Annotated in this window: 14 protein-coding genes and 3 tRNA genes; 15 read left to right on the top strand and 2 right to left on the bottom strand. The window is 67.1% G+C overall.

Going from position 1 to position 13498, the window contains the following annotated elements; genetic code table 11:
- Positions 1-71: 71 nt before the first annotated feature.
- From TFU_RS13285 to TFU_RS13250, 8 genes are all read left to right on the top strand, one after another.
- On the top strand, positions 72-2159 hold the full coding sequence (locus TFU_RS13285) for an ATP-binding protein (protein ID WP_011293091.1): 2088 nt from the start codon (positions 72-74) through the stop codon (positions 2157-2159).
- 231 nt (positions 2160-2390) lie between these two features.
- Positions 2391-2466: transfer RNA gene (locus TFU_RS13280), tRNA-Thr, on the top strand.
- Between the two features lie 103 nt (positions 2467-2569).
- Positions 2570-2642 (top strand) — tRNA-Met (locus TFU_RS13275).
- Positions 2643-2725: 83 nt separating this feature from the next.
- Positions 2726-2890, top strand: coding sequence for a 50S ribosomal protein L33 (gene rpmG / locus TFU_RS13270; protein WP_011293090.1), 165 nt, complete (start codon positions 2726-2728; stop codon positions 2888-2890).
- 212 nt (positions 2891-3102) lie between these two features.
- Positions 3103-3561 (top strand): MaoC family dehydratase N-terminal domain-containing protein, encoded by a 459-nt coding sequence (locus TFU_RS13265; RefSeq protein WP_011293089.1) that lies wholly within the window; start codon positions 3103-3105, stop codon positions 3559-3561.
- A gap of 16 nt (positions 3562-3577) precedes the next feature.
- Positions 3578-4003 (top strand): MaoC family dehydratase, encoded by a 426-nt coding sequence (locus tag TFU_RS13260; protein WP_011293088.1) that lies wholly within the window; start codon positions 3578-3580, stop codon positions 4001-4003.
- A gap of 74 nt (positions 4004-4077) precedes the next feature.
- On the top strand, positions 4078-5148 hold the full coding sequence (locus tag TFU_RS13255; RefSeq protein WP_011293087.1) for a UDP-N-acetylmuramate dehydrogenase: 1071 nt from the start codon (positions 4078-4080) through the stop codon (positions 5146-5148).
- 519 nt (positions 5149-5667) lie between these two features.
- Positions 5668-6282 carry a TMEM165/GDT1 family protein gene (locus tag TFU_RS13250; RefSeq protein ID WP_011293086.1) on the top strand — a complete coding sequence of 205 codons (615 nt, stop codon included), beginning with the start codon at positions 5668-5670 and terminating at the stop codon, positions 6280-6282.
- 35 nt (positions 6283-6317) lie between these two features.
- Here TFU_RS13250 and TFU_RS13245 read toward each other — a convergent pair whose 3' ends face one another.
- Positions 6318-7346: an adenosine deaminase gene (locus TFU_RS13245; RefSeq protein WP_011293085.1), complete on the bottom strand. Its 1029-nt coding sequence runs from the start codon at positions 7344-7346 to the stop codon at positions 6318-6320.
- Between the two features lie 134 nt (positions 7347-7480).
- A complete protein-coding gene (locus TFU_RS13240) occupies positions 7481-8689 on the bottom strand; it encodes a pyridoxal phosphate-dependent aminotransferase (protein ID WP_011293084.1) in 1209 nt (402 codons plus the stop codon).
- A gap of 244 nt (positions 8690-8933) precedes the next feature.
- Here TFU_RS13240 and TFU_RS13235 point away from each other — a divergent pair.
- The 7 genes from TFU_RS13235 (at position 8934) to rplL (ending at position 13147) form a co-directional block, all read left to right on the top strand.
- A tRNA-Trp gene (locus tag TFU_RS13235) sits at positions 8934-9006 on the top strand.
- Between the two features lie 47 nt (positions 9007-9053).
- Positions 9054-9299, top strand: a complete 246-nt coding sequence (gene secE, locus TFU_RS13230) for a preprotein translocase subunit SecE (RefSeq protein ID WP_011293083.1) — start codon at positions 9054-9056, stop codon at positions 9297-9299.
- Between the two features lie 132 nt (positions 9300-9431).
- The gene (gene nusG, locus TFU_RS13225) at positions 9432-10184 is read left to right on the top strand and encodes a transcription termination/antitermination protein NusG (RefSeq protein WP_011293082.1); all 753 of its coding nucleotides are present in this window, start codon (positions 9432-9434) and stop codon (positions 10182-10184) included.
- 219 nt (positions 10185-10403) lie between these two features.
- Positions 10404-10832 carry a 50S ribosomal protein L11 gene (rplK, locus tag TFU_RS13220; RefSeq protein ID WP_011293081.1) on the top strand — a complete coding sequence of 143 codons (429 nt, stop codon included), beginning with the start codon at positions 10404-10406 and terminating at the stop codon, positions 10830-10832.
- Positions 10833-10925: 93 nt separating this feature from the next.
- Positions 10926-11633, top strand: coding sequence for a 50S ribosomal protein L1 (gene rplA / locus TFU_RS13215; RefSeq protein ID WP_011293080.1), 708 nt, complete (start codon positions 10926-10928; stop codon positions 11631-11633).
- A gap of 461 nt (positions 11634-12094) precedes the next feature.
- Complete coding sequence (gene rplJ, locus TFU_RS13210; RefSeq protein WP_011293079.1) at positions 12095-12622, top strand: 50S ribosomal protein L10; 528 nt, start codon at positions 12095-12097, stop codon at positions 12620-12622.
- A 132-nt stretch (positions 12623-12754) separates the two neighbouring features.
- Positions 12755-13147: a 50S ribosomal protein L7/L12 gene (gene rplL / locus TFU_RS13205; RefSeq protein ID WP_011293078.1), complete on the top strand. Its 393-nt coding sequence runs from the start codon at positions 12755-12757 to the stop codon at positions 13145-13147.
- Positions 13148-13498 lie beyond the last annotated feature (351 nt).

Here is a 13498-nt window from a genome sequence, read left to right as displayed (position 1 = left end):
GGCCGCGGCACGATGGGAAATTCGCCCGCTATGTCCTAATCTGCACAGGCGAGGCCACGAACGGAGCAGGTGTGGTGACGACGGTGACGACCTCCCAGGGATTCACAGCGGAGCCTTCACAGCCGAGGTCGACAACCTCCCCCTTCTACGCCTTAGGGGAGCGGTTGGCCCAGTCGCCACTGGACCCCACGGCACGCCGATGGGTCCTCGCCGCCATCCACGGTGACGACGCGCTCGCCGCCTGCCTGCGCGGGGAACAAGTCGACCTCCCCCTCCCGTCCTCCGGACCGGCGCCGGCGCAGCCGCGGCACCTCCGGCACTGCTATCTCAGGCGAGTCCGTGTCCAAGGCTTCCGTGGCATCGGCCGCGCCGCCACCCTCGAATTCCCGCCCGGCCCCGGCCTCACCGTGATCGTGGGCCGCAACGGATCCGGGAAATCCAGCTTCGCCGAAGCAGTAGAGGCCGCTCTTACCGGCCGTAACCTCCGCTGGGAAGCCATGCCCACGGCGTGGCGGGACGGCTGGCGCAACCTGCACTGCGACGACGTGACGGAAATCACTGTCGAGTTGCAGCGGGTGGGCGAGGAAGGAGTGACCCGGGTCACCCGGGTGTGGACCGGGGAGAGCGTCCGCTCCGCCCGCGGCGAAGTAGTCCTGCCCACCGGGGACGTCGGCGGCCTCGCCAGCCTCGGCTGGGGAGAGGACCTCGCCCGGTACCGGCCCTTCCTCTCCTACGACGAACTGGGTCGCACCATCACGGGACGCTCCGCCGAGCTCTACGATACGCTGACCGCGCTGCTCGGACTGAGCGAACTCACCGAGATCGAACGCCGACTGGCCAAAGCGTGCGACCGGCTCGCCAAAACCACCCAGCGCCCCGCCCACGACCTGCCCTACCTCCTGGACCAGCTGCGCGCCAGCAACGACCCCCGGGCCGCCACCGCCGTCGAACTGCTGACCTCCTCCTCGCTCGACCTGGACCGGTTGGCCGCGATCGCCGCCGACAAAGGGCCCGCCGACCCTGCCCAGCAGGTCGTGCTCCGCCGCCTGCGCCGTCTCGCAGTGCCCGAACGCTCCCTCATCAACGACGTGGCCAGCGAGCTGCGCGGCGCCGCGATGGAGCTCGCCATGACCGCGGGGACCAAAGGGGACCGGGCACGCAGCCTGGTGGAGCTGCTCCGCCAGGCACTGGACCACCACGAGCGCTACCCCGCTGAAACCGACTGCCTGACCTGCGGCGCCCCCAATGCGCTCGGCCCGGAGTGGGTCAACCGCGTCCGCGCGGAGATCGCCCGACTGGAACCCATCGCCGCGAGCACCGCAGACGCCTACCAGCGGGCCGAAACCGCCCGAGACCAAGCCCGGTTCCTCATGGCCCCGCCGCCCTCGTGGCTGCCGCCGGAGAGCGAGCTGGGCCAGATCTGGGCCGAGTGGGCGGCCGGGGCGGAGATCACCGACCTCACCCAGTTGGCCAACCACCTGGAAACCGTGGGGCGGCGGCTGCGCTCCGCAGCGATCGCCGCGCGCAAGGCCGCCACCGAGCAGCTCACCGATCCCACTGACGGCTGGGCGGGCCTCGCCGAACAGTTGGGCGCCTGGCTCGAGGACGCACGGGAGGCCCTCACCGCGCGCCAGCGCTTGGAGCCCGCCCGCCGGGCCCTGGACTGGCTGTCCGCGGTCGCTCGCGAGATGCGCGCGGAACGGCTCACTCCCTTGGCCGCCCACGCCGAGAAGGTGTGGGCGCAGCTCCGCCAGGAGCGCCACATCGACCTGACAGCGCTGCGCCTGGTGGGCCGGGGAGCACAGCGCCGCGTCGCGGTCGACGTGAGCGTGGAGGGCATCGACGGGCCGGACAGCGCTCCCGGGCTGCTCAGCCAGGGCGAGTTCCAGGCCCTCGCGCTCTCCATCTGCCTGCCCCGCACCCTGGTGCCGGGCAACCCGTTCGGTTTCCTGCTGCTCGACGACCCGGTGCAGGCGATGGACACCGAGACCGTGGAGGGACTGGCCACGGTCTTGGCGGAGGTGGGCCGTCACCGGCAGCTCGTGGTCTTCACCCACGACACCCGCCTGCCTGATGCGCTGCGCCGCCTCAACCTGCCTGCGGATATCCGGACGATCCACCGCGACGCCCTGTCGAACGTCTGGGTGACCCCGCACTGATCTCCGAGATGGAACCTGATCTCCAGGATGAGCGGTCCATAGACCCGGTAACACGTCCGATGACCTGCGGATATAGTGAGAAGGGAGAGGGCGGGCAGCGCCTAGGGTGCTGGCCGCGGCGAGATTCGAGAGCAGTGCGCCGGGCTTCGAGTTGGCAGAGCACCCCGGAAGCGATGTATATTCGAATCAACGCGAAGGGCGGACCCCAAAAGGGGGAAGCCAACAGAGCGTGCCCCTTTAGCTCAGTCGGCAGAGCGTCTCCATGGTAAGGAGAAGGTCTACGGTTCGATTCCGTAAAGGGGCTCCACGATTGAGGTCCGGTCCACGCACGTGGTCGGTCGTCAGACAGGCCACTCGCCGGCCAGGTCAAGAGCCGGTGTCGCTGCTGGTGGACCGGATTCTCGATTCAAGGCGGAGTAGCTCAGTCGGTAGAGCAAGCGGCTCATAATCGCTGTGTCGTCGGTTCGAGTCCGGCCTCCGCTACTACCTGCGGGACCCCCGGAAACCGGGGACGAACGCGGGTTTTTTCAATGTCCGTTGTCGCTCAGTGAGAAAGGCACTCCACTGTGGCTGCCACCGACGTGAGGCCGAAGATCACCCTGGCCTGCCAGGAGTGCAAGCACCGCAACTACATCACCCGCAAGAACCGTCGGAACACTCCCGACCGCCTCGAGCTGAGGAAGTACTGCCCCAACTGCCGTACGCATCGGGAGCACAGGGAAACCCGCTAGGTCGATATCCCGCAGGCCGCCAGCGCTCAACAGTGGAGCGCGGCCCAGCAGCGGTCGTGGTGGATCTTCAGATTCCGACCGGACGCGGTCTGGACTTCCCGGTAGCCCAGTGAGCCTGCCCGCTCACTGGGCTACCGGTGTGTTGGCCCTGTCCCAGTTCCGGCACGACCCGGCATGATGAGACCCCACGGTGTGACAAGTGAAGGACGTCGATGGCGATCAACCGCGACTATCTGGGACGGGCATACGAGCTCCCCGAGCCCTATGAGGTGACCCGGGTCAAGATCCGCGAGTTCGCGGACGCGATCTCGGACCCGAACCCGCTCTACCGCGATCCTGCCCACGCCAAAGAAGCCGGGTACACCGACGTCATCGCGCCTCCCACCTTCCCCATCATCCTGAGCATGGAAGGTGCGGGGCAGGCTATCGCCGACCCTGAACTGGCCCTGGACTTCTCCCGGGTGGTCCACGGGGACCAGCGGTTCCGCTACAGCCGCCCCCTCCAGGCCGGGGACGTGGTGACCTGCCGCACCACGATCACCGACATCAAATCCCTGGCCGGCAACGAGATGCTGACCTTGGAAAGCGAGATCGCCACCACGGCCGGGGAACACGTCGTCACCTCGGTCACCATGCTCGTGGTACGCGGCGATGCACCGTCCGGGACGTGAGTGAGGAGCAGCCCAGATGACCACTGTCCGGTATGCCGACGTTGAGGTGGGCACGGAACTGCCCGAGCGGACGTTCCGGGTGCGTCGCAGCGACCTCGTCCGCTACGCCGGAGCCTCCGGCGACTTCAACCCCATCCACTGGAGCGACCGGGTCGCCCGCAACGTGGGACTGCCCGGTGTGATCGCGCACGGCATGTTCACCATGGCCCAGGCCGGCCGCGTCATCACCGACTGGGTCGGCGACCCTGGCGCGGTGGTGGAGTACGGGGTCCGCTTCTCCGCTCCTGTCGTCGTCCCGGACGACGACGAGGGAGCCGAACTCGTGGTCGGCGGAACCGTCACGAAGAAGCTCGACGACAACCAGGTTGTCGTCACCATCACCGCCCGTTCCGCCGGCGCCAAGGTCCTGGCGCGCTCCACCGCCGTGGTGCGCCTGCCCTGACTGTTCCGGGCCCTGTGCCGCACCAGGCTGCGGCACAGGAGGTTTCCGCTCCCAGACCCACAGAGGTGCCACCCGTGACCACCAGCTTCGCCCGCAACGTGCCGCTCGCCGACTACACCACGCTCGGGCTGGGCGGCCCCGCCGCACGCTTCTGCTCCGTGGCCAGCACCGACGAACTGATCGCGACCGTGCGGGACGTCGACCGCAGCGGCGACCCGCTGCTCGTGCTGGGCGGCGGCAGCAACCTGGTGGTGGCCGACGAAGGGTTCGCGGGCACGGTGATCCAGGTGGACTCCTCCGACCTCTCCTACACCGAAGTCGACGACACCGTCGTCCGCGTGCGCGTTGACGCCGGGATGGAATGGGACTCCTTCGTCGCCCGCTGTGTAGACGAGGGACTGTCCGGAGTGGAAGCCCTCTCCGGTATCCCCGGCCGGGTCGGCGCCACCCCCATCCAGAACGTGGGCGCCTACGGCCAGGACATCAGCCAGACCGTGGTCGAAGTCACGGTCTACGACCGCGCAGCAGACCGCACCAGAGTGCTCTCGGCCGCGGAGTGCGGGTTCGCCTACCGCACCAGCATCTTCAAGGGCCGCGACCGCTACGTGGTGTGCGACGTGGTCTTCGAACTGACCCGGTCGAAGCTGAGCCGTCCGATCAGGTACGCCGAACTAGCCCGCAGCCTCGGCGTTTCCCAAGGCGACCAGGTACCGCTCGCGGACGTCCGCGACGCCGTGCTGTCCCTGCGCCGCAGCAAAGGCATGGTGCTCGACCCTGCGGACCCGGACACGCGCAGCGCAGGATCGTTCTTCACCAACCCGATCCTGTCCGCCGACGAGTTCGCTCGGTTCACCCAGCGGGTCGCGGAAGTGCTCGGTCCGGAGGTGACCCCACCCGCCTACCCGGATGGCGACGGCCGCGTGAAGACGTCGGCCGCCTGGCTGATCGAACGCGCGGGCTTCCCCAAGGGGTATGGCACCGGACCGGTGGGCATCTCCACCAAGCACACGCTGGCGTTGACCAACCGGGGCGGCGCCACCACCGCCGACCTGCTGGCCCTGGCGCGTGAAGTGCGCGCGGGCGTGGCCCGCGTATTCGGGATCACGCTGGTCAACGAGCCGGTCATGATCGGCGTCACCCTCTGAACGGGGAGCACCGCGGCCAGGCGGACGCGGCAGCGCGCCGCCAGGCCGCTCCTGACTGCCCGCGGACACTTCCCCCTCGAGGCTTTCTGCTCCGCGGCCTTTTCCCGCCGTGGTCTTCCCCTGACCCCAGGACACCCCCTGCCCTGCCGCGGACAGAAAGCAGACCGCCTCCGCGCCCCCGCTGCACCCCCCGACCACGGGCGATAAAACCAACACATCTCTTGGCCTGAGCCAAAAGAAAAATAAGGCGCACCGAACTCTTTTGTTTGCCTGGGGCCCGATTTAAAAAAGCCATTCCAATGAATTGCCCTCTCGAATTCTCTTCACTACGGTGGATGCCGTGCAGAGGGGAGTAGTCCTTGCGCTGCGTGGGCACTCCACCGGCTCTCACCAGGAGTGGCCTGGATCACGCGGGTGTATATTCCAGCGGACAAACCCCTCGAATGCTCGGGTGTTTTCGGGATGAAGAGCGGTATTCACCTTTCTTCTTCCCGAAAATAAAAATGAGGGGCGGAATTAATGGCTTTTCTCGGTGCTCTGGGCATGAGCACGGCCGTGGTCCTCGTCGCCGAAATGGGGGACAAAACCCAATTGGTGGCGATGTCCTTGGCCAGCCGCTACCGGATCCGCACCGTCCTACTGGGGATCACCGCGGCCACGGTCGTCGTCCACGGCATCAGCGTGCTGCTCGCCGAGATCCTGGGCATGGCCCTGCCCCACGACTGGCTGTCCCTCATCGCCGGCCTGGCTTTCCTCGGCTTCGGAGTGTGGACCCTCCGCGGCGACGAACTCACCGACGCTGACGAAGCACGCGCGGCCACGCGGCCCACCCGTTCCGTGTTCCTCACCGTGGCCATGATCTTCTTCCTCGCCGAACTCGGCGACAAGACCATGCTCGCCACGGTCACCGTCGGCGCAGACCACGTGGGCATCCCCCTGTCGTGGCTGGCGGTGTGGATCGGCTCCACCGTGGGCATGGTCGCGGCGGACGCTCTCGGGATCGCGCTCGGCGCGCTGCTGGGGAAGAAGCTTCCAGAGCACGTCATCCGGATCGGGGCGGCCACCCTGTTCTTCCTCGCCGGCCTGGTCATGGTGGTCCAAGGGCTCGGCCAACTCGTGCTGTCCACAGCCTGAGGAGAGGGCCCGGCCGGCAGCCTCACCCGCAGGGCCTAGGAGCGGGCGGGCGGGGCTGCCAGCCAGGCGTCCACTCCGGCGAGCATCTCCTTCTTCCGCGCCTCCGGGGCACCGGACGCGCGGATCGACATCCGGGCCAGTTCGGCCAGCTCCGCATCAGAGAAGCCGAAGACCTCCCGGGCGATGTGGTACTGCTCGGCCAGCCGGGGACCGAACAGCAGCGGGTCGTCGGCGCCGAGCGCGACCGGCACCCCCGCGTCGAACAACCGGCGAAGCGGGACCTCCTCGAGCTCGTCGACCACCCCGAGACTGACGTTCGAGGTCGGACACACTTCGAGGGTCACCTCCTGCGCGGCCAGCCGCTCCACCAGGACAGGGTCTTCGACCGCGCGCACCCCGTGCCCGATGCGGTCGGCCTGCAGCATGTCCAGGCACTCGCGCACACTCCGCGGCCCGCTCAACTCCCCGCCGTGCGGCGCCAGCAGCAGGTCGGCCCGGCGCGCAATCCGGAACGCGCCCTCGAAATCCAGGGCCCGCCCGCGCCGCTCGTCATTGTTCAACCCGAAAGACACGACCCCGCGGCCCGCGTACTGGACCGCCAGCCGGGCCAGGGTCTTGGCGTCCAGCGGATGCTTGGTCCGGTTGGCCGCCACCATCACCCCGATCCCCACCCCGGTCGCCGCCTCCGCAACCTGCGCGGCGTCCAGGATCAACTCGAGCGTGGCGGTCAGACCACCGAAACGGGACGCATACCCGCTGGGATCCACCTGGATCTCCAGCCAGCCGGCACCGGCAGCCCGCTCGTCCTCGGCGGTCTCCCGCAGCAGCCGGTACAGGTCGTCGGGGGTTTGCAGCACCGAACGGGCGATGTCGTAGAGCCGCTGGAAGCGGAACCAGCCCCGTTCGTCGGTGGCACGCAGCTTCGGCGGCCACTCCTCGACCAGCGCGTGCGGCAGGTGCACCCCGTGCTTGGCTGCCAGCTCGATCAGGGTGGAATGCCGCATCGAACCGGTGAAGTGCAGGTGGAGGTGGGCTTTGGGAAGTTGTTCGATGGGACGTCTCATGACACAAGGGTGCCGTAAAGCGTCTCCCAATGGTGCCCAATGAAACGAAAGAAGCCGTCCGCCTCGAGGACGGACGGCTCAGCTGGTACGGCCACCTGCCCCGCACAGCCGCGAGGCGCCGCACCTGACGCCGGTCAGTGGGCTTCGCTCAGCAGCTTGGCGATCCGGCTGACCCCTTCGACCAGATCGGCGTCGCTCAACGCGTAGGACAACCGCAGGTAGCCCGGAGTGCCGAACGCCTCGCCCGGGACCACCGCGACCTTGGCGTGCTCCAGGATCAGCGACGCCAGCTCGCTGGAGGTCTGCGGACGCTGACCGCGGATCTCCTTGCCGAGGATCTCCTTGACCGACGGGTAGGCGTAGAACGCGCCCTGGGGCTCGGGGCACACCACACCGGGGATCTCGTTGAGCATCCGCACAATGGTCTGCCGCCGCCGGTCGAAGGCCTGCTTCATCTCCTCCACGGCCGACAGGTCGCCGGAGACCGCTGCCAGAGCCGCGGCCTGCGAGACGTTGGCCACATTGGAGGTGGCGTGCGACTGCAGGTTGGTCGCAGCCTTGACCACGTCCACGGGGCCGATGAGCCAGCCGACCCGCCACCCGGTCATGGCGTAGGTCTTGGCCACCCCGTTGACCACCACGGTGCGGTCGGCCAGTTCCGGAACTTCCACCGGCATCGAGGAGAACCGGGCGTCCCCGTAGACGAGGTGCTCGTAGATCTCGTCGGTGAGCACCCACAGGTTGTGTTCGAGGGCCCACCGGCCGATCTCGCGGACCTGCTCGGGCGAGTACACCGCGCCGGTCGGGTTCGAGGGGGAGACGAACAGCAGCACCTTGGTGCGGTCGGTGCGGGCCGCCTCCAGCTGCTCGACCGTGGCCAGGTAGCCAGTGGACTCGTCGGTGACCACGTAGACCGGGGTTCCTCCGGCCAGCCGGATCGATTCAGGGTAGGTGGTCCAGTAGGGCGCGATCACGATGACCTCGTCGCCCGGATCGAGCAGCGTGGCGAACGCCTCGTAGATCGCTTGCTTGCCGCCGTTGGTGACCAGGACTTGGTTCGGCTCCACCCGGTAGCCGGAGTCGCGCAGCGTCTTAGCCGCGATGGCTTCCTTGAGTTCGGGGAGGCCTCCCGCCGGGGTGTAGCGGTGGAAGCGCGAGTCGCGGCAGGCGGCGACCGCTGCCTCCACGATGTAGTCGGGCGTGGGGAAGTCAGGCTCCCCGGCGCCGAAGCCGATCACGGGATGCCCAGCGGCCTTCAGGGCCTTGGCCTTGGCGTCCACCGCCAGGGTCGCTGACTCGGAGATACCGCCGATGCGTGCGGAGATACGAGGTCGGTCAGTCATGGCTCCATCGTTCCATGCCTGCTTCCGGAGTTTGATACTCCGGTAGGCCGACGGGAAAGGACGAAAGTCACCCGGGTGTCACTCTCCGCTGCACCTTGCTTACCAGCGATAACGGAATCCGAGTTGGTTATAGGCACAGAGTTGGCATAGACTCTGGCCACTGATAGCCGGTTCGCAGCCGACGACTGCGGGCTATCTGGCCGTGGAAGCCGGTAACCGGTTATCGTGTAGTCAGGCATGGCCAAGGGCAGTAGCTCAATTGGTAGAGCACCGGTCTCCAAAACCGGCGGTTGGGGGTTCGAGTCCCTTCTGCCCTGCAAACGAGACTCTGAGAGCAGAGTGTCCCGAGCCCTAAGGACCTGAGGTGGCACAGACTGACACGGGCGCCAAGAGCGGGGAGCGGAAGCGTCGTACCGGTCCGGTGACCTTCACCAAGCAGGTCGTCGCTGAACTCCGTAAGGTCCGCTGGCCAACTCAGCGCGAACTCTTTACCTACACCGTTGTGGTCATCGTGTTCGTGCTGATCATGATCGGCTATGTGTCCCTCGTGAACTTCGGCTTCGGCGAAGGCGTCACCTGGCTGTATGGCCTGGTGGGCCAGGCAGCCTAACCCGGCATATCCGAGGTCGGCACGGTCAGAAAGGTCTCATCGCCTCGGGTGAGACCATAAGCTGACAGTGCTGGCCTCTTGTGTTTTCGAAGCCAGTAGTGAGCGCTTAATCCGACGAGAGAAAGAGCAGCCGTGTCCGAGTCCCCACTGACCTCTGACGACCTCCCCAACGAGGAGCGGGATCAGTCGTCGGCGGAAGAGACCGGTCCGCGTGCCGAGCAGGCGGAAGCTGCTGAGGTTGCCGACGAAGTCGAGGCCCAGGAGAGCGACACCTCCAAGGACCAGACTCCCGAGCTCGACCCGATCGAGGAGTTCAAAGCCGAGCTTCGGCTGCTGCCCGGCGAATGGTACGTCGTGCACACCTACGCGGGCTACGAGAACCGGGTGAAGGCCAACCTGGAGAACCGCACGCAGTCCCTCAACATGGAGGACTACATTTTCCAGGTTGAGGTGCCTACGCAGGAGGTCACTGAGGTCAAGAGCGGCAAGCGACAGCAGGTCACCGAGAAGGTGCTGCCCGGCTACGTGCTGGTCCGCATGGAACTCACCGACGAGTCCTGGGCGGCCGTCCGGCACACGCCTGGCGTCACCGGTTTCGTGGGTCTGTCGAACCGCCCTGTCCCGCTGAGCCTCGACGAGGTTGCGGAACTGTTGGCGCCCGAGCCCGAGACGGAAGAGGAGCAGGCGAAGAAGGAAGCCGAGCCTCGTGGCGAGGTCGAATACGAGATCGGCGAGTCAGTCACCGTGATGGACGGTCCCTTCGCCACGCTTCCCGCCACCGTCAGCGAGGTCAACCCCGACACCCAGAAGCTCAAGGTGTTGGTGTCGATCTTCGGGCGGGAGACACCGGTGGAACTGGGATTCAACCAGGTCTCCAAGATCTGACAGTTCGCTTAGACTTGACGGGTCCACCTCGGTGGGCCCGTCATGCACTGGCCCGTAAGGCTGGAAGACGACCGAACGGTCCCCGCGGTCACCGAGCCGCCCCCGCCACGTTCCGGGGGCAGGAAATCCCGGCTGCCCTGCCCTGGGCCGCCGTGTGCCCCGCTACGCAGGCGGGGCGAGGGGCCATGATCAACCCGAGATGTAAGACAAGGACCCGAAATGCCTCCGAAGAAGAAGCTTGCGGCTGTGGTTAAGGTCCAGCTTCCCGCTGGTCAGGCCACTCCGGCGCCGCCTGTCGGTACCGCGCTTGGTCCGCACGGCGTCAACATCATGGAATTCTGCAAGCAGTACAACGCTGCTACAGAATCCCAGCGCGGCAACATCATCCCCGTAGAAATCTCTATCTACGAGGACCGCTCCTTCAGCTTCGTCACCAAGACGCCTCCGGCGCCTGCGCTGATCCTCAAGGCCGCCGGGCTGGAGAAGGGGGCCAGCACGCCGAGCCGCAGCGTCGCCGGTTCGATCACGCGGGACCAGGTCCGCGAGATCGCACAGACCAAGCTCCCTGACCTGAACACCACCAGCCTGGAAGCCGCCGAGAAGATCATCGCCGGCACCGCCCGCTCCATGGGCATCGAAGTCAAGTAGTCAGGCGCCTTCCGGCGACTGTCTTTTTCTCTTTGTTCCTCCGTGGCAGGGCCAGGCGCTGGCCCACACCACAAGCCTTTCCCAGGAGTACCCGTGAAGCGCAGCAAGAGCTACCGCAAGGCGGCTGAGCAGATCGACCGCACTCGGCTCTACACGCCCGCCGAAGCTGTCCGGTTGGCCAAGGAGACCAGCACCGTCAAGTTCGACGCGACCGTCGAGGTCGCTATGCGGCTGGGTGTCGACCCGCGTAAGGCCGACCAGATGGTGCGCGGCACCGTCAACCTGCCCCACGGCACCGGCAAGACCGCCCGGGTCCTGGTCTTCGCTGCCGGTGAGCGTGCCGAGCAGGCCCGGGCCGCAGGCGCCGACTACGTGGGCGACGACGACCTGGTCGAGCGGATCCAGCAGGGCTTCCTCGACTTCGACGCGGTCGTGGCCACCCCCGACATGATGGGCAAGATCGGTCGCCTGGGCCGCATCCTCGGTCCGCGCGGCCTCATGCCCAACCCGAAGACCGGCACGGTCACCATGGACGTGGCCAAGGCGGTCTCCGACATCAAGGGCGGCAAGATCGAGTTCCGCGTCGACCGCCACGGCAACCTCCACCTCATCATCGGCAAGGTCTCCTTCGACGAGCAGAAGCTGCTGGAGAACTACCTGGCCGCCGTCGACGAGGTGCTGCGGCTCAAGCCGTCCGCTGCGAAGGGGCGCTACATCAAGAAGATCACCTTGACCACCACGATGGGCCCTGGTATCCCGGTCGACCCGAATGCCACGCGTGAGGCGGCGAAGGCTGCCTGACGTTTCAGCGCAGAGGTGGTAACGGGCGCACTCGACACTGTCGAGGCGCCCGTTTTCTGTGAATTGCGCCATATATACGCCGCTAGGTGGGATGCGCGATCCGGGCAATGTCCTGGCACGGTGCAGCTTCCGCCCTAGCGCTGGGGCAGAACGGCGGGGCGGGCAGGTGCCCGGAGCTGCGGCTGAGATGGTGTGGGCAGGATCCCGTTCGACTCGGCTCTGCTTATCGCCTAGCATGGAACACTGCCGAAGACCGCTGGTCGTCACCCGTGAGGTGGCCTAAGGTCCCGCAACAGTCGGGCGGCCCGCGCAGGTTGCTGTGAGCTTCCGGATCCGTGACGTGGTCCACCGCGTCCGCGATCCTGGGCCCCGCTGCGCTTGTGCCGGGGCTTTATTCTTTCGCGACCGCGCTGCTCGCCGCACGGGGATCTCGACCGGTGTTCACCGTTGGAAGGAGACCCATGCCGAGGCCGGATAAGGCAGCAGTGGTCGCCGAGCTCAAGGAGGAATTCCAGACCTCGAGCGGCGCCGTGCTGACCGAATACCGCGGGCTCACTGTTGCGCAGCTCACCGAGCTGCGTCGCAGCCTCGGCCAGAACGCACGCTTCCGTGTGGCGAAGAACACGCTGACCAAGATCGCGGCCAAAGAGGCCGGCGTGACGGACAGCGAGGTCCTCGACCTGCTCAAGGGTCCCTCCGCCATCGCCTTCGTCAAGGGCGACGTGGTGGAGGCAGCCAAAGGGCTGCGTGACTTCGCCAAGGAGAACGCGGCGCTGGTGATCAAGGGCGGCCTCATCGACGGCAAGCCGATGACGCCCGAAGAGATCACCAAGCTGGCCGATCTCGAATCCCGCGAGGTGCTCCTCTCGAAGCTCGCTGGCGCGTTCAAGGCCAAGCAGAGCCAGGCTGCCGCCGTGTTCCAGGCGCTGCCGTCCAAGGCTGTGCGGCTGGTCCAGGCGCTGGCGGACAAGCGAGGGGAGTCTCAGTAGACCCGCGGCCTTCCCCGCGGTGGGGGAGGTTCCGCATCTTCTGTCCGTGGCCGGCGCAGTCCGCGTCGGCGTTGCAGGCTCGGTGCCGCGTCGCAGAGCGCGGCTGCCGGTAGAGAAAGAGAGATCTCAACCATGGCGAAGCTCAGCCACGAGGAGCTGCTCAGCGCGTTCGAGGAGATGACTCTCCTGGAGCTCTCCGAGTTCGTCAAGCTGTTCGAGGAGAAGTTCGACGTCACCGCTGCTGCTCCTGCTGCGGTGGTTGCCGCTGCTCCCGCCGGTGGCGGTGGCGGCGAGGCCGCTGTTGAGGAGGAGAAGGACGAGTTCGACGTCATCCTCGAGTCCGCTGGCGACAAGAAGATCCAGGTCATCAAGGAGGTCCGCGGCCTCACCAACCTGGGTCTCAAGGACGCCAAGGACCTGGTCGACAGCGCCCCCAAGCCGGTGCTGGAGGGCGTCAACAAGGAGACCGCGGAGAAGGCCAAGGCTGCCCTCGAGGGTGCCGGCGCTACCGTGACCCTGAAGTAAGCCTTTTTCGGCTATGGCGGGCGGCTGCCCCTTGCGGGGCGGCCGCCTTCGTTGTTTTCTGGGCTGCGGCACGGGGAGCGTGTCCGGGAGCGCCTGCGTGGCCGGCGGCAGGGGAGAACACGACAGTGGGCCAGAGAGCCCTCTACCACGATTGTGTGATTTAAATCACGATCGCGTGGATGGGTAGTGCAGCGAGGCGAGGGGCAGCGGCAACCCCGAGGGTGAGTCGGGGCGCGGTACCGGGGCGGTGCCGTGCTGACCGTGCCTTCTCGTGCGGCGGCGTCCCCCGGTGGGGCCGGACGAACCGGGAAGCTGGCAGAGAAGTGGGGGTTTCTTGACGACACCGTGAAC

This window comes from Thermobifida fusca YX, assembly GCF_000012405.1.
GTDB lineage: Bacteria > Actinomycetota > Actinomycetes > Streptosporangiales > Streptosporangiaceae > Thermobifida > Thermobifida fusca.
This window is presented reverse-complemented; position numbering and strand designations above follow the sequence as displayed.